Annotated in this window: 11 protein-coding genes; 6 read left to right on the forward strand and 5 right to left on the reverse strand. The window is 57.6% G+C overall.

Going from position 1 to position 20,865, the window contains the following annotated elements; all coding sequences use genetic code 11:
• Positions 1-69 precede the first annotated feature (69 nt).
• Positions 70-3,348 (forward strand): glycosyl hydrolase, encoded by a 3,279-nt coding sequence (locus CIK95_RS01420; protein ID WP_094466062.1) that lies wholly within the window; start codon positions 70-72, stop codon positions 3,346-3,348.
• On the opposite strand, the gene CIK95_RS12660 is transcribed toward CIK95_RS01420, so the two are convergent.
• A complete protein-coding gene (locus CIK95_RS12660; protein WP_144007675.1) occupies positions 3,252-3,575 on the reverse strand; it encodes a hypothetical protein in 324 nt (107 codons plus the stop codon). The two genes, CIK95_RS01420 and CIK95_RS12660, sit on opposite strands and share 97 nt — an antisense overlap.
• Before the next feature lie 7 nt (positions 3,576-3,582).
• Between CIK95_RS12660 and CIK95_RS01425 the strand changes: the two genes are divergently transcribed.
• Entirely contained in the window at positions 3,583-6,840 is a 3,258-nt protein-coding gene (locus CIK95_RS01425; RefSeq protein ID WP_094466063.1) for a glycosyl hydrolase, read from the forward strand.
• Between the two features lie 305 nt (positions 6,841-7,145).
• Here the strand turns inward: CIK95_RS01425 and xylA are convergent, their stop codons facing one another.
• The 3 genes from xylA to CIK95_RS01440 form a co-directional block, all read right to left on the reverse strand.
• Positions 7,146-8,468: a xylose isomerase gene (xylA, locus tag CIK95_RS01430; protein WP_094466064.1), complete on the reverse strand. Its 1,323-nt coding sequence runs from the start codon at positions 8,466-8,468 to the stop codon at positions 7,146-7,148.
• A gap of 32 nt (positions 8,469-8,500) precedes the next feature.
• Positions 8,501-9,994, reverse strand: a complete 1,494-nt coding sequence (locus tag CIK95_RS01435) for a xylulokinase (protein ID WP_022309863.1) — start codon at positions 9,992-9,994, stop codon at positions 8,501-8,503.
• 486 nt (positions 9,995-10,480) lie between these two features.
• Entirely contained in the window at positions 10,481-13,987 is a 3,507-nt protein-coding gene (locus CIK95_RS01440; protein ID WP_094466097.1) for a discoidin domain-containing protein, read from the reverse strand.
• A gap of 324 nt (positions 13,988-14,311) precedes the next feature.
• Here CIK95_RS01440 and CIK95_RS01445 point away from each other — a divergent pair, with 324 nt between their 5' ends.
• Both CIK95_RS01445 and CIK95_RS01450 read left to right on the forward strand, forming a co-directional pair.
• Entirely contained in the window at positions 14,312-16,540 is a 2,229-nt protein-coding gene (locus CIK95_RS01445) for a glycoside hydrolase family 3 C-terminal domain-containing protein (RefSeq protein ID WP_254046385.1), read from the forward strand.
• A gap of 168 nt (positions 16,541-16,708) precedes the next feature.
• Positions 16,709-17,245 carry a hypothetical protein gene (locus CIK95_RS01450; protein ID WP_144007676.1) on the forward strand — a complete coding sequence of 179 codons (537 nt, stop codon included), beginning with the start codon at positions 16,709-16,711 and terminating at the stop codon, positions 17,243-17,245.
• Between the two features lie 108 nt (positions 17,246-17,353).
• Here CIK95_RS01450 and CIK95_RS01455 read toward each other — a convergent pair whose 3' ends face one another.
• Entirely contained in the window at positions 17,354-18,043 is a 690-nt protein-coding gene (locus CIK95_RS01455; RefSeq protein WP_094466066.1) for a hypothetical protein, read from the reverse strand.
• Positions 18,044-18,464: 421 nt separating this feature from the next.
• On the opposite strand from CIK95_RS01455, the gene CIK95_RS01465 reads away from it, so the two are divergent.
• Positions 18,465-19,628 carry a sialidase family protein gene (locus CIK95_RS01465; protein WP_144007677.1) on the forward strand — a complete coding sequence of 388 codons (1,164 nt, stop codon included), beginning with the start codon at positions 18,465-18,467 and terminating at the stop codon, positions 19,626-19,628.
• A gap of 23 nt (positions 19,629-19,651) precedes the next feature.
• A complete protein-coding gene (locus CIK95_RS01470) occupies positions 19,652-20,842 on the forward strand; it encodes a class I SAM-dependent methyltransferase (protein WP_094466068.1) in 1,191 nt (396 codons plus the stop codon).
• The last annotated feature ends 23 nt before the right edge of the window (positions 20,843-20,865 follow it).

A 20,865-nucleotide genomic window follows, 5' to 3' on the forward strand; every position in this document is an offset into this window, starting at 1 on the left:
TGGTAATATTGCATATCCTTTTATGCCTGAAAGCAATAGACATATACCATACAAACCCTAATAATTGGAATGATACGCTCTGCAATGACTCTGCTGGCACTGTGTGGCTCACTGCTCGCACAGGGGCAGACAAGTTCGATGAAATCGGGCTTTTTGAACCCTCCACATGAGGCTCGCCCTCAGGTGTGGTGGCACTGGCTGAACGGTAACATCACCCCCGACGGCATCCGCAAGGACCTCGAGTGGATGCACCGTGTGGGTATCAGCGGTGTGCACCTCTTCGACGCCGGACTGAACACACCACAGATAGTGCCGCAACGCGTGAAATACATGACACCCGAGTGGAACGACTGTCTGAGGCTGGCTGTAGGGCTGGCAGACTCGCTCGGCATGGACATCGTGCTGCCCTCGGCACCCGGCTGGAGCAACACCGGAGGTCCGTGGGTAGCACCCGACGACGCCATGAAACGCATAGAGTGGCGCGACACCGTCGTCAACGGCGGCACCCTCACGAGCATGGCGCTGCCCGCACCCTACACCCACAGCGGAGAATACCAGAATTATCGCAACAAGGGCAAGGGCGTAAAGCAGACACCATATTATAAAGACCTGTATGTCATCGCGGTGCCGGTGGCAGACGATGCCGTGGGGATGGCAAGCATGGTAAAGCGCATCACCACATCGGAAGGCAGCATCAACGGCAGCCACCTCTACGACGGCGACTTCACCCACACCTTCGCAATAGGGCCGCGGAAGAAGCAGGCATGGATACAAGTGGAACTGGACAGACCCCGCACCATCAGGTCGATGACCATAGCCGACTCGCATCTGCTGGGCTCATGGGAGAAATACCCCAACAGCCCCACCAAATACCTCGAAGCCAGCGACGACGGCCGTGAGTGGCGGCGCGTATGCAACGTGCCCAACGGCGCCACGCCCCGCCTCACCCTCTCTCTGCCACCTACCGAGGCACGATATTTCCGTCTGGTCTACCAGCCCAATGCCCGACCAGCGACAATCAGCGAGTTTACGCTCAGCACAGAGAGTCGCGTCAACCACAGCGAGGAAAAGGCTGGCTTTGGCGGTCCGCTGCGTCTCATCGACTACCCCACCCACACCGGCAGCCATGCCACGGGGCTGGACAGCGTCATCGACCTCACCCGATATATGGACGCTCAGGGGCGGCTCAGCTGGCAGGCTCCCGAGGGACGATGGCGAATATACCGCTTCGGCTACTCACTGACGGGCAAGACCAACCATCCGGCGTCGCCCGAAGCGACCGGACTGGAGGTAGACAAGCTCGACTCGACCGCCGTGCGCCGCTACATGGAGGCATACATAGACACCTACCGCCGCGTGATGGGCGACAGCATGATAGGGCGCGTGGTCAACGGTCTACTCATAGACAGTTATGAAGCGGGATATGCCACCTGGACCCGCCACATGCGTGAGGAGTTCAGGAGCAGGCGCGGATATGACCTGCTGCCCTACCTTCCGGCACTGGCAGGCGAGGTAATCGGGTCGGCAGAGGCGTCAGACAGATTTCTCGATGACTGGCGCCTGACGCTGGGCGAGCTCATCACCGACAATCTCTATGGTCAGGTCGGGCGCATAGCCCATGAACAGGGTCTCACCACTTACTTTGAAGCCATGGAAAACAGTCGCCCGTTTGTCGGCGACGGACTGGCACCCAAGTGTAAGGCCGATATACCGATGGCGGCGATGTGGGCACGCACGCAGACACTTGATTTCACCCAGAAAATGTTCCTCGAAATGCAGGCAGACCTCATGGAGTCGGCTTCGGCAGCCCATGTATTCGGGCGCAAGCAGGTGGCGGCAGAGTCGTTTACGACTTACGGCCCGTCACAGGGCGACAGTCTGGTCTACGGGCTCTATCCGGCTATGCTCAAGCGCATCGCCGACCTCGAATTTGCCTGTGGCGTCAACCGCATCGTCATCCACGAGAGCGCCCACCAGCCCATCGACAGCATGGTGCCGGGTCTGAGTCTCGACATCTATGGCATGTGGTTCAATCGGCTGAGCACCTGGGCTGAGCAGGCTCGTGGCTGGACCGGCTATATGGCTCGCAGCAGTTATATGCTGCAACAGGGCAAAAATGTGGCTGATGTCGCCTACTTCTATGGCGATGAAGCCAACGCTACGGCGCTCTTCGACAAGCAGAAACCAGCCATTCCATCGAGCTGCAACATGGATTTCATCAACAGCGACATACTCTGTCACCACCTCGATACAGACGGCGGCCGGCTCGTGACTCCGGGCGGCAGCCGCTACCGCATGCTGGTGCTTGGAGGTACCTCGGACCGACTCTCTCTGGCGTCGCTACAAGCCGTGAAGAGGCTGGCAGACCAGGGGGCGACCATCGTGGGGCGGCGTCCGGCACGGGCTATGGGGCTGAAGGCAGACTCGGCTGAGTTTGACCGCATCGCCGACGACCTCTGGAGTGGCAAGCGTGACAACATCGTCGACACCGGCTCGACCCGCCATGCCATCGACTCGCTGCTCGATGTGCCCGACTTCCGCTGCACGCACATGGACAGCATCCGCTACGTACACCGCACCACTGGGGATGCTGAGATTTACTGGGTCAACAACCGTTCGAAGAGCGATATGCACGATTGGTTTGAGTTCAGGACCACTGGGCGCAAGCCACAGATATGGAACGCCGTGACAGGCGAAATCAGCGACGTGACCTACATGACTGGCAGCCGCTCGACCTACGTGGAAATGGATTTGAAGTCGGCAGATGCGCTGTTTGTCGTCTTCAGCGGCGAGGCCGACAAGCGTCTGCGTCACCGCGCAACGGAGTCTCTGCCGCTCCGAAGTGACACGATAGCCAGTCCATGGCGCGTGGTATTCGGACGGAAGATGGGCACGCCCGACGCCATCGTGATGGACTCGCTCAAGTCGTATATCGACACCACGCTCGCCATAGCCAACCCGACCGAGGCTCGGGCAATAAAATACTTCTCGGGCACCGCCGCCTATCACAACCGTTTCTTCCTCGGCGCTGTCGACAGTGCCCAGACTTACCGGATAGACTTGGGCACGGTCAACTATATGGCTGAGGTTTGGGTCAACAGCAAATACTGCGGATTAACGTGGTTTTCGCCCCATTCCATCGACATCTCGGCGGCGGTGAAGTCGGGCGAAAACACGCTGGAGATACGCGTAACCAACCCATGGAAGAACCGCATCTGCGGCGACAAACTCGCCAAGGCTGGGGAGACAACCTACACGTGGACCTCGTATCCCTGGAGCAAGAAAACCAAGAACATACTGATGCCCGCAGGACTCTTGGGGCCCGTCACCATCACCTTATATAAATAAAGGGCAAGCGCGGCGGGAGCGACGACAATCTCCACGGGAGCGACGGCAATCTCCAAGAGCGCAATGGTCATCACCACGAGTGCAAAGGTCATCTCCACGAGCGCGAAGGTCATCTCCACGAGCGCAAAGGTCATCTCCACGGGCGCGACGGTCATCTCCACGAGTGCGGCGACGCCCCCGACGCAAGACAGGGTAATCAATCGGAAAACAAGAACAAACAACAACATAACCACTATGAACTGGAAAAGAAACATCATGCTTACGGCGCTGGCCTCGATAACGATAGGCGCAGCGGCACAAACCGATGTACTGAAGGAGGGATTTATAAATCCGCCACAGAGCGCCCGCCCGCGCGTGTGGTGGCACTGGATGAACGGCAACATATCCCGCGACGGCATCCGCAAGGACCTCGAATGGATGAATCGGGCAGGACTCGGCGGCATCCATATCTTCGACGCCGGAAAGAAGACACCACAGGTGGTGCCACAACGCATCATCTACATGACACCCGAATGGAAAGAGTGCTATGCGTATGCTGTGGCGTTGGCAGACTCGCTCGGCATGGAAGCCACGATGACCGCCACGCCGGGGTGGAGTAACACGGGAGGACCGTGGGTGAAGCCCTGCGACGCCATGAAGAAACTGGTGTGGAGGGAGGTCACCATCAAGGGAGGCAAGACCATCAACATGACGCTGCCCGAACCCTACAGCGTGAGCGGAGCCTTCCAGAACATCAGGGCGAGGGGCACCGCGTCAAGCAAGACCTACTACAAGGACATCGCCGTGGTGGCGGTGAGGACCGACGGCGAGCTCACTCTCGGAGAGATGGGCGCGAAGGCTACGGCGAGCAACGGCGCGATAGACCTGACCATGCTCACCGACGGCGACATGGCAAAGACGCAGAAACTGACTGCCGACAGCACCGGCAAGGTGGCTTGGATAAAGATAGAACTCGACAAGGCATACACCATCAGGGCATTGGCTCTGGGCGACGGGCGTCAGCACAGCCAGTGGCGCAACAAGCGGCCCGCGCCGACCAAATGGTTGGAAGCGAGCAATGATGGTCTGCACTTCACCAAAGTATGCGACCTGGTGCTGGGAGGTGCCCCGCTGACCACCGTGGACATCACGCCGACCACGGCGCGCTACTTCAGAGTGGTATGGAAAACCGACCGCCGTCCACTGGCCATCAGCGAGCTCAACCTGTTTACCTCCTTCCGCGTGAACCATGCCGAGGAGAAAGCCGCGTTCGGCACGCCGGTCGACTTGCCACTCTACCCCACGCCAGAGACCGACAAGGCCACGGTGCTGACAGATGTGGTAGACCTCACTCATCTCACCGACAGCACCGGAAGGCTCACGTGGAAAGCGCCGATGGGCCGCTGGCGCATACTGCGCTTCGGCTACTCGCTCACGGGCAAGATGAACCATCCCGCGTCGCCCGAGGCGACCGGACTCGAGGTCGACAAGATGTCGGCAGAGGCTGTACAGCGATATATAAGCACCTATCTCGCCACTTATGTCGACGCCTCGCGCGGCATGATGGGCAAACGCGGACTTCAGAACCTGCTCATCGACAGTTATGAGGCAGGAATAGCCAACTGGACGCCACGAATGGCAGAAGAGTTCAAAGCCCGACGCGGCTACGAACTGCTGCCGTGGATGCCGGCATTGGCGGGAACCATCGTAGAGAGCAGCGAAAAGACCGACCGGTTCCTCTTCGACTGGCGCCGAACCATCGGAGAGCTCATCGAGCAGAACCTCTACCGCCAGGTAGCCGACACCATGAAGGCGCGGGATATGGGTACCTACTTCGAGAGCCACGAGTCGTGCCGCGTCTATGAAGCCGACGGCATGGCTGTCAAGCAATACTGCACTATCCCTATGGGTGCGATGTGGGCGAGTGAACCCGTGATGCACATGAATGACCGCGGCGAGACCGGCAAGCAAGGTGACATACGCGAATCGGCGTCTGTGGCTCACATCTATGGTCAGAATCTGGTTGCCGCCGAATCCCTTACCTCCAACGGACTGGACGGCGACGGACTGGCTTATTCCCTCACGCCCAACCTGCTCAAGCCTGTCGCCGACCTCGAATTCGCCAGCGGCGTCAACCGTATCGTCATCCACGACAGTGCCCATCAGCCGATAGATACCAAGATTCCGGGACAGGGACTGGAGGTCTACGGACAGTGGTTCCACCGTCACGAGACGTGGGCAGAGCAAGCCCGCCCGTGGGTAGACTATCTCTCGCGCACCAGTTATATGCTCCAGCAGGGCAGATATGTCGCCGACGTGGCCTACTACTATGGCGACGACAACAATGTTACCGGTCTCTTCTACGCCAACCAGCCCCAGGTTCCGCCGACGGCGTCTTACGACTATGTCAACACGCCCGCGCTGACGGAGCAGTTGACCTGCAGCGACGGCAAGATAACCACGCCGTCGGGGATGACCTACCAGGTGCTCGCCCTCGACGCCAACACCCAGCGTATGACCGTTCCTGCGCTGCGCCACATCGCCGCGATGGTCGGCAAGGGCATGAAACTCTGCGGCGCAAGACCCCAGGCAGTGCTCAGCCTCAACGATGACAAGGCGGAGTTTGACCGCCTGGTAGCTGAGATATGGGATGCCAACCGCCCCAATGTCAAGGAGAACGCCAGCATCGCCGACGCCCTCGCCGCATGGGGCATCGCGCCCGATTTCTACTGTGACCACATGGACAGCCTGCGCTTCGTACACCGACAGACACCACAGGCAGAGATATACTGGGTCAACAACCGCAGCTACCAGACACGCTCTCTTGACGCGAGGTTCAGGGTGACGGGCATGAAGCCTTACTTATGGCATCCCGAGACGGGCGAGGTGAGTGCAGTAGACTACACCCCCGCTGCCGGTTATACCCAGGTAAGCCTGCAGATGAACCCCGGAGAAGCCTACTTCATCGTCTTCCGCACCGAGAGCGACCCCACGGCGGCAGAGGCTGTCAAAGTCGACGCCCAGACCGTCGCCGCCACGCTCGAGGGCCCCTGGACTGTGACCTTCCAGCCCGACAGAGGCGCACCGGCACAGACCACGATGGCGCAGTTGTGCTCGCTCAGCGAGAGCGACGACGCGGGCATCCGCTACTTCGCCGGCACCGCCACATACCGCAAGTCTGTGAAGCTCACCAAAGCCCAGATACGCGGCAAGCGGCTCTGGATATACCTCGGGCAGATGAGCGCATTGGCAGAGGTCATCGTCAATGGCAAGAACATGGGCATACTCTGGCGCGCTCCGTTCTCTACCGAGATTACCGACGCCCTGCGTCGTGGCAACAATGACATCGAGATACGCGTCACCACCCTCTGGCGCAACCGCATCATCGGCGACCAGCAGCCCGATTGTCCCAAGCGTTACACCTATACCTCCTATCCTTTCTACAAGAAAGATTCCAAGTTGCAGCCTTCAGGTCTGATAGGCCCAGTGACACTGACAGAAATGCCAAGATAACAACAAAAATCACCGATTTCATCGATAAAACAGCGGTGGGGCAGACTCCAGACACACATCTGGCTTCTGCCCCACCGCTTGTTTGTTTGCCACCGCCAACAGCCATCCCGGCACACGCCAAGCTCATCCCAGCGATGCCACATATCATCCCCCTGCGCCCCAAGGTCACCCCCACTCTCGTCAAGGTCACCCCCACGCTTCCAAATGCATCTAAAAGAAAAGCCGCCAGCTAAACTCACGTTCTGCTGACGGCACATTTATGAAAAAAGTGTAATTGTGTAGCCTTAATATTGCCTATATCATAGTTATTTACAGTTGAGTGCTACGATGGTTTCATAGAGTTCCTGCTTACCCGAGATTTGGGCAGGCTCACCGTGCTCCTTGGCGTAAGCCACGAGGTCCTCGAGCGAGAGTTTGCCATCCTCGAAGTCCTTGCCCTTGCCACTGTCAAACGAAGCGTAACGCTCCTTGACCATGCGGGGCAGCTCGCTGTTTTCGAGGATTTCGGCTGCGTTCTCGAGCGCACGAGCCATAGCGTCCATACCACTGATGTGGGCGATGAAGATATCCTCGGGGTCGGTAGAGTTACGGCGCAGTTTGGCGTCGAAGTTAGAGCCACCGTTGCCGAGACCACCGTTGCGGATAATCTGCATCATGGCCTGGGTGAGTTCGAAGTTGTCGATGGGGAACTGGTCAGTATCCCATCCGTTCTGGGCGTCGCCACGGTTGGCGTCGATGCTGCCCAGCATGCCGTTGTCGACGGCAACAGCCAGTTCATGCTCAAAGGTATGGCCGGCGAGTGTGGCGTGGTTGACCTCGATGTTTACCTTGAAGTCGTCCTGCAGGTTGTGAGCGCGCAGGAAGCCTACTACCGTCTCTACATCGACATCATACTGGTGCTTGGTAGGCTCCATGGGCTTGGGTTCGATGAGGAAGGTGCCGGTGAACCCCTTGGCGCGGGCATAGTCGCGTGCAGCGGTAAGCATCTGAGCCAGATGTTCCTTCTCACGCTTCATATCGGTGTTGAGCAGGCTCATATAACCCTCGCGTCCACCCCAGAACACGTAATTCTGACCACCCAGTTTGATGGTGGCGTCGATGGCGTTCTTGATTTGCACGGCAGCGCGAGCCACTACATCGAAGTTGGGATTGGTGGCAGCACCGTTCATATAGCGCTTGTCGCTGAATACGTTGGCAGTACCCCAGAGCAGACGGATGTCGTCGGCGGCAGCCATCTTTTCGAGCGCATAGTCGGTGATGGCCTTCATGTTGGCCTCGTATTCGTCGATATCGTCGGCGGGGTCGATGAGGTCCACATCGTGGAAGCAGAAATAGTGGATGCCCAGCTTCTCCATGATTTCAAAGCCTGCGTCCATCTTGTCCTTGGCGCGCTGCAGAGCGCTGTCGGCCTTGTCCCACTCGTAGGAGCGTGTCTGTCCGCCAAACTGGTCACCGCTTGCGGCGCCCAGTGTGTGCCACCACGCCATTGCGAACTTCAACCAGTCCTTCATTTTCTTACCTGCAACTACTTTGTTTTCGTCGTAGTAGTGAAAAGCCATAGGGTTCTTGCTGGCAGTGCCCTCAAAGGGGATTTTGCCAATCTGTGGAAAATACTCTTTTGCCATAATTAGTACATATAAGTTTTATTATATTTAGATTGTCATGTCATTGGTAGCAATATACCTTTCCATTCGGCATAAGCCTGTGCATACTGCGCACGTTTCTGTTCATCGGGCTCAATCACGGCAAGCCTGCGCAAGGTAGCAAACGCCTCTTCGTGACTGCTGTAGATGCCGCAGCCCATGCCGGCACCCTTTGCGGCGCCCACGCTGCCGTCGGTCTCATAGAGTTCGATGGTCGCTCCCGAGGTGGTGGCGAGCGCCTCGCGGAATACCGGGCTCAGGAACATATTCGCCTTTCCCGCGTGTATCTTGCGGATGTCCATGCCCATCTCTGCCATCACCTCCATGCCGTAGCAGAAGCTGAACACGATGCCTTCCTGGGCAGCGCGCACCAGATGAGCCTGTGTATGGTGGTTGAAATCGATGCCGTGGATGGAGCATCCCACCTCCCGGTTCTCCAGCACCCGCTCGGCACCATTGCCGAAGGGGATGATGCGCAGTCCGTCGGCACCTGGTGCCACACCTTCAGCCATCGCGTTCATGTCGGCATAAGAGATGCCCTGGGGAGCCACGTTGCGGCGCATCCACGCATTGAGGATGCCGGTGCCGTTGATACACAGGAGCACGCCCAGACGCGTGAGGTCCTCAGTATAATTAACATGCGCGAAGGTATTTACCCTACTCTTTTTATCATAATTAACATCGCCTAACACTCCATACACTACACCCGACGTACCAGCCGTTGAGGCTATCTCGCCGGGATTGAAGACATTCAGACTGAGCGCGTTGTTGGGCTGGTCGCCAGCGCGGTAGCTGATAGGCGTACCTTCGCTGAGTCCCAGCTCGTCAGCCACCTCACGGCTCACGCGGCTCTGCACATCGAAGGTAGGCACGATGTCGGCGAGGATGTCTCTGTCGAAACCATAGTAATCGAGGAGGAAGCCGGCGACAGCGTGGGCCTGAAAATCCCAGAACATACCCTCGGAGAGACCCGATACGGTGGTGTTGATGACGCCGCTGAGTTTCATGGCGAGGTAGTCGCCGGGCAGCATCACCTTGTATATACGCTCATAGACCTCGGGCTCGTTGTCCTTGACCCACGCCAGTTTGGCGGCGGTGAAGTTTCCGGGCGAGTTGAGCAGATGCGACAGACAGCGGTCGCTGCCCAGGTCGGCAAAAGCCCTCTCTCCATAGGGTACAGCACGCGAATCGCACCAGATAATGGCGTCGCGCACGGGCCGTTGTGCCTTGTCGACACACACCAGACCATGCATCTGATAAGAGATGCCAATCGCCCGGATGTCGTCGCCCTTGGCGCCACTCTCGGCCATGATGCGGGCAAGCGCCAGTTTGGCATTGGCCCACCACATTTCAGGGTCTTGCTCAGCCCAACCGTTTCTGATTGATTTAATCGGTGCTTCGTGCTCGGGGTAGAAAGCCGTAGCCACACACTCTCCGGAGTTGACATCTACCAGAGAAGCCTTGACCGAGCTGCTGCCCACGTCAAAGCCCAACAACAAATGTTTGTTCATACTCAATACGTATGTTTAGGTTTTATTTTTTATTTCTTACGTTGCAAAGATATAAAATATCTGAGAATTGACGCAAGAGATTGCCTTTTTTATTACTCTTGCGCGCAATATTTTTAAGGAACCCCCTTCTGCGCTGGCTCCTACGAGGTTAGGCAGCCCCTCTCGACCATCCCGAAACCACCGACCGTCATGCCGCAGCCACCTTTGCCGGCTCGTAACTATTGACACGAGCCCACGTATCATAAATCACGAGCCCACGTTTCTTATGTCACGAGCCCTCGTGCCTACTGATACGAACCGCCCATGGCCATCGCGGCGGCGCCCTACTTGACCGCCGGGCATAAAGAAAGCCATTGCACCGACCCTGGCTATGATGGTCGGGGATGGTGCAATGGCTTGCTTGTGGCGCGCGGGGGCTTAACGGCAGCGTGCGGTGGCTTGGATGCAGCCAGCCTTGTCGCCTGCTGCTGCGGCTTGGGCTGCGGGCTATTCTGCCTTGCCGTTGAAGGCGTTTACCTCGATGTGGGGCTGGCTGTCGCGGCAGTCTTCGTCGGCAAACTCCACCGTGACATCGCGGCTCTCGCCCGGCATCAGCGCAAAGTAGTTGTCGCTATAGACCACGGGCAGTATCTGCTCGCCGTCGTCGCCCTTGAGGCAGAGGCGTATCATGAGTGTGGGCGTGTCGGAGGTGTTGGTCACCGTCAGTTGTCCATGCCAGGTTTCGCCCTGTCGGCTGAAATTCTCGCGGAGCGTAAGGCGTGTCACGGGCAGATGCTTCAGCGCGCTGTAACACTCGGGGCTGGCTGCCTGTACGTAGAAGTTGTCTGAGCGCAGATACCCCCTCTCGTAGAGTCTCAGCCGGAGATAGCCCACCGAGAGGCTGTCGGGCATGCGCACCGCCGCCACATCGGTGGTGGCGTCGGCATAGGCGTCTACCCATAGCGAGTCGGTGCGTATCACCCTGCCCCGCATGTCTATTGTCTCTATCAGCGCCTCCATGTCGCAGTGGGTAACGGGGGTGATGTTGACCACCTGCACCTTGCGGGTATGGGCGTTGTACATGATGTGGAGCGGCTCACACGCCTTGCGGGCTCCGAAGTAGGCTGCCGTAGGCTCGAGATAGTAGTCGTAGGTCTGCCATACCATCGACGGCCATGCCGGATGCGACATCCAGATGAGCAGTCCCTGTCTATCTTGCTGCGCCGACTCGTACATGGCGCGATAGCCGTCGTAGTTGATCCACTGTGCCCACTCGGCAAACTGGCGTGCGTCGGCAGCGGGTCCGAAACGGCGCTGCATCATATCCAGGAATGTCGAGCCCCGCTGCGCGCCCTTCTGGGTGAAGTCGTGCTGCGCCCATCCCTCACCGATAGGCCAGAGGTCGGCTGGGCTGAGCATGCGGCGCAGGCTCTCGATGGTGGGAATGTTGGGCATACCGCGCTCGGAGTGCAGTCGGTGGCTCTGGCTGGTAAAGTATTCTTCGGCTTCGACCGCCCGGTAGGGGCCATGACCCGACACACCGTCGTCGGCAGAACTGGAGATGTAGCCCAAGCCCGGATGGAGCAGATCTACCTGGCGGCGCAGGGCACTGTCGAGCTCGGCAGGCGGATAGCCCTCGTTGCGGCCCACGTAGATGGCTATCGAGGCGTGGCGTCGTATGCGGCGGATATAGTCTTCGGCATTGGCCATGAAGAGACGGTTGTCATAAGGGTCGGGGCCGTCCCAAGGGTTGGCGAGCCAGAAGTCTTGCCAGAGCAGCAGACCATGGCGGTCGCAGGCTTCATAGAGTTCGCGGTCGCCGGTCTGTCCTACCCAGTTGCGTATCATATTGAAGTTCATCTCCTTGTGATACCTCACCGCGCGGTCGTACTCTCTGCCTCGGTAGCAGAGGTTGGTCTCGGAGAAACCCCAGTTGCCGCCCAGCGGAACCACACGGCGGTGGTTGACAAAGAACTGCAGACGGGTGCCCATCTCCTTGTAGGTCATCTGTCGTATGCCAGCCTGGTAGTGGAGCGAGTCTATCTGCTCACGACCCTCAAGAAGGGCAAAACCGGCCCGGTAGAGGTGGGGATTGCCATAGCCCACGGGCCACCAGAGGTACATGGGCTGGCGCCGCAGTTGGGCAAACTCGTCGGGCGAGAAAGTCACCTCGCGGCTCTCGCGGGGCTGGAGCGTCACCTGTCGGGCAAAGTCTATCGCCCCTATCCATCCGCGCAGCGTAGCCACCACGGCGGTGTCGCGGTGGTTGGTGACCCACACCTTGGGGGTCATCGTGGCGAGCGAGTCGGCGGGGTCTATGCGACTGTCTACCAGCGGGTCTGCCAGGCTCACGCCGCCATTGGCACTCAGGTAAACATCGTTCCAGATGCCGGTCTCGCGGCCGGGCGTAGAGGTCATCCAGTCCCATCCTATCGAGGCATGGAAGGTGGGGTTGTCGGCTCCCAGCACGCCGCCGTTCATGTCGGTGCTCTCGGTGGTCTTCTGCTTGACTGCGCCGAAATGGGCGGGGCGTTCCACCCTCACCTCGAGGCGGTTGCCCGTGGGCAGGAGACAGCCGGTCACATCGAAGCGTCCACGCATGAAGGCTCCCTCTATGCGCCCGAGGTCATGGCCGTTGAGGCGGACAGAGGCTTTCCAGTTGATACCATCGAAGTTGAGGAACACATGGCGCCCCTCGTACTCGGCCGGGGCGTCGAAGGTGGTGGTATAGGTAAAGTCGGAATGGAAAAACGACTCTGAAACCATGCGTAGGTTGTCGGCGTGGTTGGTATTGGGCACCGCACCTATATTAATATAACTCTGCAGGGCTGTGGCGGGCACCGTGGCAAGTACAGAGTCTGCCGCCCCGTCGCGGAAGAGCCTCCAGTCGCCTCCGTTGAGGTAGTATCGGCCGTGGACCATACCCTGCCGCTCGGCGGGTATGGCAGAGAGACCTCCGCGCCCCATCACCTGGAGTTCGCTCAGCGCATAGTGGCCCGACGGGTCGGGCTGGCGCATCATGAGTTTGACATAGCGGGCGGTGAAATGATGGCGAAGAGTCTGCACGCCACCCTTGACCTTGATGCGGCCCAGGTCGCCTATCTGCTGCCACTGGTCGCCGTCATTGGAGACGAGTATCTCGCCACGGCGGGCGGGGTGTATCCAGTGCATCACCACGCGGTCGGCTATCACCGGCGTGCCCAGGTCGACCATGAGCCACTCGTCGGCGCCTCCGGCACTCATCCACGCACTGGTATAACAGGATGAGGGCAGCGCCAGCTGCTCACGGCCGTGGCGCATGGGTCGTGCCTCGTAGAACCGCCAGTAGGTGCAGCCCGTCATGTGGAGCCTTATGCGTAGATGGGAGTAGCGTCCGGGCTTGGAGAAGGGTATCTGCTTCTTGACCAGTCGTATGGGCAGCCGCACGGGGTCTTCCTGCTTGTTGGGGTCGTTGCTTCCGGTGTGTCGGGTAGGCTCGCCGGGCATACCGTCGCCCCGCTCTCCGCCCACGAGGGTCCATGTCTTGCCGTCGTTGGAGGCAAGGAAGTCTATGGCGTAGCCTCCGGTGCCCCGGCCGGGCTGATAGACGGGTTCGGCGAGGATGTCGAAGGCATCGATGTCTACATCCATCGCCGTCCAGTCAAACTGCACGAAGGTATCTTCGCCCTTGACCATCAGACGGGTATGCACGTTGCCGTCGAGCAGTTTCTCGGCATCGCGGCGCGCCACCACGCCGTCGGGCATAGACACCTGCAGACGGCAGGGCTCGCCCCGGTATACGGTACCGTCGGTGACGAGCTGTCCGGTGAGGTTGGCATCGAGTGATGAAGAATGATAGACCATGCGGTGGAGAGCCGTATTGCGGTAGTCGAAGTCACGGCGGAGCGTGGGGGCGAAACTCTCAGACTGGCGGCCTGGGTAGACACCTATGCCACGCGTGGTCTGGCGCTGTGCATGGGTGGGTATGGCGTTGACAAACATCATAGCAACGAGTGTAATCAGTATTTTTTTCATCTCTATCAGGTTTGTGGTCTGCGTCGGGTAGCTCGCAGACATGATGGTAATGACTAACTATAGTGTACAAAATTACTATTTTCTGCCTATCCATGGAAAGAAAAGCGCAACTTTGTGCTGCAGAATGGCATTTTTACAAGATATCCTGGCAGAGACGCCTGCCCCTCACTGCGGAGGAAAGTAGGGAAAAAGCGAAGAAAAGTCCGGCCCGGCTCAACTTTTGCACAAAAAAGATGACAAAAATGACCTTATGCACAAAGATTTATCATTAATTATGTGTACATGTCAAGGATTTGTGGTAACTTTGCAGCAATTAATATAATAATGTATATGAAAAAGCTGCTAATATCGTGTTTACTCTTAATTGGAATGAACGCCGGAGCGCAGACGCTTCCGACCTATCTTGATGAAACCAAACCTGTGGAACAACGCATCGATGACGTGCTCAGCCGCATGACCCTCGATGAAAAGATAGCCGTCATCCATGCACAGAGCAAGTTCTCGGCAGCAGGCGTGCCCAGACTGGGCATTCCAGACCTCTGGACCGACGACGGCCCTCATGGTATACGCCCCAACACACTGTGGGACAAGTGGCGCGACGCCGGACAGACCAATGACTCTTGTGTGGCTTTCCCCGCACTTACCTGTCTTGCCGCCACATGGAATCCCGCACTTGCCGGCGACTATGGCGTAAGCCTGGGCGAAGAAGCCCGCTATCGCAGCAAGGATGTGGTGCTGGGCCCCGGCATGAATATCTATCGCTCGCCCATCGGCGGCCGCAACTTCGAGTACCTCGGCGAAGACCCGTTCCTCGCCTCGCGCATGGTAGTTCCCTATATCCAGGGCATCCAGAGTACCGGTACTGCCGCATGTGCCAAGCACTTTGCGCTGAACAATGAAGAGGCTTTCCGCAAGCGCTACAATGTGGTGGTAAGCGACCGTGCGCTGCACGAGATTTACCTCCCCGCCTTCAAGGCTGCCGTGGAAGAGGGCAAGGTATGGGCTGTAATGTGTGCCTATAACCTCTACAACAACCAGCCCTGCTGCGCCAACGACGTGCTGGTCAACAAGATACTGAAAGGCGACTGGAAGTTTGACGGTGTAGCCATGACCGACTGGGGCGTGCACACCACCACCGACGACGCCGTGAAGTACGGCATGGACATGGAGTTCGGTACCCACACCGACGGTCTCGCCAAGGGCAAGGACAACGCCTATGAGTACTACTACCTGGCGCGTCCCTACAAGGAGGGCATCCTCTCAGGCAAATACAGCATGAAAGACCTCGACGAGAAGGTTCGCCGCGTGCTGAGACTGCACTTCCGCACAACCATGAACCGTCACCGCGCTTACGGTTTCATGTGCTCTGAAGCCCACTACGATGTGGCTCGCAAGATAGGTGAAGAGGGTATCGTTCTGCTGCAGAACAAGCGCTCGCTGTTGCCCCTCAACGCCAACGCAAAGCGCATTCTGGTGGTAGGAGAGAACGCCATAAAGCCCATGACCGTAGGTGGTGGTTCTTCATCACTGAAGGTACAGCGCGAGGTAAGTCCTCTCGATGGACTCAAGGCTCGTCTTGGCGACAAGGTACAGATAGACTATGCCCGCGGATATGTGGGCGACACCATCGTGAGCTATTCGGGCTACCGCTTCAATACAGACCTGCGCGACAACCGCTCTGCCGAAGAGCTGAAACGCGAAGCCATAGAGAAGGCCAAGGGTGCCGACTACGTCATCTTCGTGGGCGGACTCAACAAGTGTGACGGCCAGGACGCTGAAGGCTATGACCGCAAGGGTCTGGAACTGCCTTACGGACAGAACGAGCTGATAGAGGCTCTGGCAGCCGTGAACAAGAATATGGTATACGTCAACGTATCGGGCAACGCTGTGGCAATGCCCTGGCACGCCAAGGTTCCCGCCATCGTACAAGCATGGTTCCTGGGCTCAGAGGCAGGCAACGCCCTGGCAGCCGTACTCGCTGGCGACGCCAACCCATCGGGCAAGCTGCCCTTCACCATGCCCGCCAAGCTGGAGGATGTAGGTGCTCATGCGCTGAACACCTATCCCGGCACATGGCGCAAGGACAAGAAGATTATCGACCGCGAATACAAGGAGGGTCTCTATGTGGGTTACCGCTGGGTAGACCATGCCAAGACCACACCGCTGTTTGCATTCGGCTACGGACTGAGCTATACACAGTTCAAGATAGCCAACCTGCGTGCAGACAAGACCACCATGACTCGCGACGGCAAGATAACATTCACCGTAGATGTAACCAACACCGGCCGACGCGCTGGCGCCGAGGTGGTGCAGCTGTACATCCACGACAAAGAGAGTTCGCTGGAGCGCCCCTACAAAGAGCTGAAAGGCTTTGACAAGGTCTATCTCCAGCCAGGTGAAACCCGCCAGGTGAACATTACCATCGACGTCAAGGCACTGAGCTTCTACAACGACAAGACTCAGAGCTGGACTGCCGAAGACGGAGAGTTTGTGGCTCTCGTTGGCAATGGCACCAACAACCTTAAGAACTCACTCAAGTTTAGACTTCAATAGACAATTTTTTATATAGGTTTTATTTTTTAGAAATGAAGGGTACCTTGTCGGGAGACAAGGTATCTTTTTTTTATACCCTAAAAAAAACGGCGACAGGCATTGCGTTGACGAGATATTTTATTAAATTTGCATCGGACATTGTCTTAATTATTAACTAACACAAACATTATGAAAAAGAGATTATTAGTAATGCTGGCGCTTTTTACCATGGCTGTAGGCGCATCAGCACAAATCCAGCTGCTGTACACAGACTTCGGACGCAACGTGATTGACCGCAACAAGAAACTGTTCTGGATGGACGGTGACAGCGACCCCTGCTTTGACATCCAAAGCTACAAGAAGGGTGGCAACAAAGAGGTATTCGTCATCAGCGAAAAGGAAGACAAGAACAACAAATACAAGGTCACCATCATTCTCGACAGCAAGTCTACGCCTATAGAAATAGAGTTGAGCCATCCCCGATATGGTGTCCAGAAGTCAAAGGTAAAGACCACATCGGGCGACAAGAATGCAGACGACCGCCTCTACAAGTACTTCGGCGAACTGGCAGGCTATCCACCATCGGCAACTCCGAGTGTAAAGGGTGGTGTGCCCACCGCAAAGAGCGTGAAAGAAGATGCCGGAAAGAGTGCCGGTGCCAAGGTGGGTGATGCCGCCAAGGGTGCAGTGAACAAGGTGAAGGGCCTCTTCAAGAAAAAGAAATAGGAAACTAACGCCAGACAATATAACAAGAGCGGATGCAGGTGACTGCATCCGCTCTTTCTGTCAGTCGGCGCACGCGGCTCTCGCGTGCGCGTATATATAAATAAGGTATTACTTCTTGACGATTTTGCGGGTTACTCCGTTGGTGTACTTAACGATGGTCACGCCGCGAACGGGCTCTGCCACGCGCACGCCGTCAAGGGTGTAGTAGGCAGCGACAGCCGAGGGGGCCTCTACCTCGCCAATGCCGTTGGCCACAACATCGTTGCTGGTAGAAACGGCGAAGATGGCTACACAGCGGTCTTCGGAAGTCTGCTCGACGGTAACGCTCTTGATGGTCTTGGTATTGTCGGTGTTGACCGCAGACTCATAGAGCTTGAAGACATAGGCATCTATCTTTCCAGCATCACCTGCCCAGTTCTTCTTGGTGGCGATACGGCCCAGGCTGGTCACTACGGCTGCCTGGTTGGCAGCCGAGGAACTGCTACCCCAGTCGTACATGGTGATACTGCCATCGGCGGTGGTGTTGTCGGTATAGTTGATGGTCACCTTGATTTGGCTGTCGCCGTCGGCGCTGGTTCCCACGACATAGATGGACTTGGCCTTGACGGGAGTCTCAAACACGAGCTCGCCCCTAACAGCACTGCCGGGAATGATGACAGAGTTGCCAGCAATAGTGGTCTTCTTGGTGCCTTTGAGCACAAGCGCATTGAGCTGGGTGGGCATCACCTTGAAGGTGGCTCCGGTGCGTGAAGACTTGAACAAACCGTCGTCGCCACACATGGCTCCATTGGTCTGCACGCCGGTAGTGAAGAAGGCGAAGCCTGAGCCGTCGATGCCCTGCAGGTCGGGTGCATCGGACTGGGTGGTAGTCTCGGTGATACGGTCTTTATCCTCACAGATGACGTCCTAGTTGAACCCACTCTTGATGGTAATGTGGGTAAAGGTCTGCTGGGCACTTGCAGCAACAGACATGCCGAACATAGCGGCAATGAGTAATGATTTTTTCATAATTGCATTGGTTTTATTATTTAGACTGACTTTAGTCGTTTTTATATAGGTTGCAGGCAGTACGCTTATGCCCTGTATGGTTTTATAGCTGCAAATATATGAAAAGACAACGTAATCGACAAATATTCCGTCAACTATTTTAGTTTCTACCCACATTTCTTTGTTCTCCGCGATAGTTTGCGTAATTTTGTGGATACAAAACATAAACCTAATGAAGACAATACGTAGAACTGTGCTTCTCTTAGGGTGCCTGCTGCACCTCTCCTGGATGTGGGCTTCGGCACCCGGAGTAACCATTTGCTATCACCCTGCAAGCAAAGGCATGTATGTGGGCTCGCCCTCCATCTGCATCATGTCCAACGGTGACTACATAGCCACCCACGACCTCTTTGCCAACGGCCAGACGGAATATAATACAGAGGTATACAAGTCGGAAGACCGCGGACTGACATGGGAAAGACAGTCGGTGGTCAAAGGGCAGTTCTGGTCGTCAGTATTCTGCATATCAGACACGCTCTACCTCATCGGTACAGACCGTGAGTATGGCAACCTGGTCGTACGCCGCTCTACCGACGGCAAGTCGTGGACCACTCCGAGCGACAGCCACCATGGTCTGCTCGCCGAGGGCGAATACCACAGCGCCCCCACTCCCGTGGTGGTGCATCAAGGAAGGATATGGAAGGCCATAGAATATGCCAAAGCACCCGCTACTACATGGCCCATGCGGTATAGCGCCATGATGATATCGGTGCCCGTGGGTGCCGACCTGCTCGAAGCCGCCAACTGGACACGCTCGGTAAACCTGCACGCCATGCCCCTTCTCAAGGAGAAGGTCTACGGATGGCTGGACGGCAACGCCGTGGTAGCCCCTGACGGCAATATGGTAGACGTGATGAGAGCCAACACGCCCAACGGAGTGACCGAGAAGGCAGCGATAATCAAGGTAAGCGACGACTGCCGCGAGCTGTCGTTTGACGACAAAGACCTGGTGGATATGCCTGGCGGCTGCAAGAAGTTTACCATCCGCTACGACTCGCTCACCCATCGCTACTGGAGCCTGGTCAACGCCGCGCCCGAGGGAGAAGGTTCCGCCACCGGTCTGTACGTGCGCAACTACGTGGTACTCATCAGTTCGCCCGACCTGCGTGAATGGACGCGCCACGCCACGCTGCTCGCCCATCCCGACATGAAGCGCCACGCCTTCCAGTATATCGACTGGATGACCGAGGGCAATGACATCATCTACGTATCGCGCACCGCATACGAAGGTCCCGACGGCGAACTCGCTCACAGCGGTCACGACGCCAATATGCTGACCTTCCACCGCATCAAGAACTTCAGACGACTGGTCAAGAAGAGCGACGGACATCCATAACCCATCCCCCTGACAGAGACAACATGACCAAGAGAGTGGACGAAAAGACACTGCAGTTTGTGCGCGACCATGCCGGCGACGATGTAAGGCAACTGGCACTCATGGGGAGCAAGCATCCCGAGGTGGATATGCCCTGGGCGCTCGACCAGATACGGGGGCGGCAGGTGGCGGCAGCCAAACTGCCGCTGCTGGCACGCATCGAGGGCATACGTTATCCCGTGCATCTGTCAATGGAGCAATGCTCGTCGCAAACGGCAGCCCACTACAAACTGCGCGTGGCACGCCGCCTCATCGCCGAGGGCGACCGCGCGTCGATGACCGACCTCACAGGCGGTTTCGGCATAGACTTTCTGGCACTCTCTACCACATTCAGAAGCGCCACCTATGTGGAGCGCAACGAGGAGCTGTGTGAGCTGATGCGCCACAATCTCTCGGTGCTCGGGCGCACAGCCACGGTGATGTGTACCGAGGCAGAACAGGCACTCGACGCCATCGCCCCACAGACGCTGATATACATAGACCCCGCCCGACGCGACGCCGCCGGCGGCCGCACCTACGCCATCGCCGACTGCACCCCCGATGTGCTCGGGCTTGCCCCCTCCCTATGTGCCAAAGGCAGATGGGTGATGGTGAAGCTCTCGCCCATGCTCGACTGGCACGAGGCGGTGAGAGCCTTGGGCTGCGTGAGCGAGGTACACATCGTCTCGGTGGGCGGCGAGTGCAAGGAACTGCTGCTCGTATGCTCGGCAGAGCGCAAGGGCGTGCCCACCGTGTACTGCGTGAACGACCGCCAAGTGTGCGTCTTCACCCCCGACGACTCGCAACCGCGCTATCTCGACACCCCGGCTGGTGAGGGGATGTATCTCTATGAACCCAACGCATCGGTAATGAAGTCGGGACTGATGGCACAAGTATGCCAACGGTACCAGACGAGGATGATAGCCCCAAACTCCAACCTCTTTATAGGCAGCGAAGCCATAGCCCGCTTTCCGGGTCGAGGCTCCCGCATCACCGCCACAACCACCCTCAACCGCAAACAGCTGCGCCGTGCCCTCGACGGCAGAGACCGCGCCAACATCACGGTGCGCAACATGCCGCTCAGCGCCGTCCAACTGCGTCAACGGCTGCGCCTGAAAGACGGCGGGACTACCTATATCTTCGGCACTACCCAGCGCGACGGCAGCCATATTTTGCTCGTCTGCGAAAAAATCTGATAATTTTCTGCAGCAATCTCCGT

This window comes from Prevotella sp. P5-108, from assembly GCF_002251385.1.
In the GTDB taxonomy this organism is placed as follows: domain Bacteria; phylum Bacteroidota; class Bacteroidia; order Bacteroidales; family Bacteroidaceae; genus Prevotella.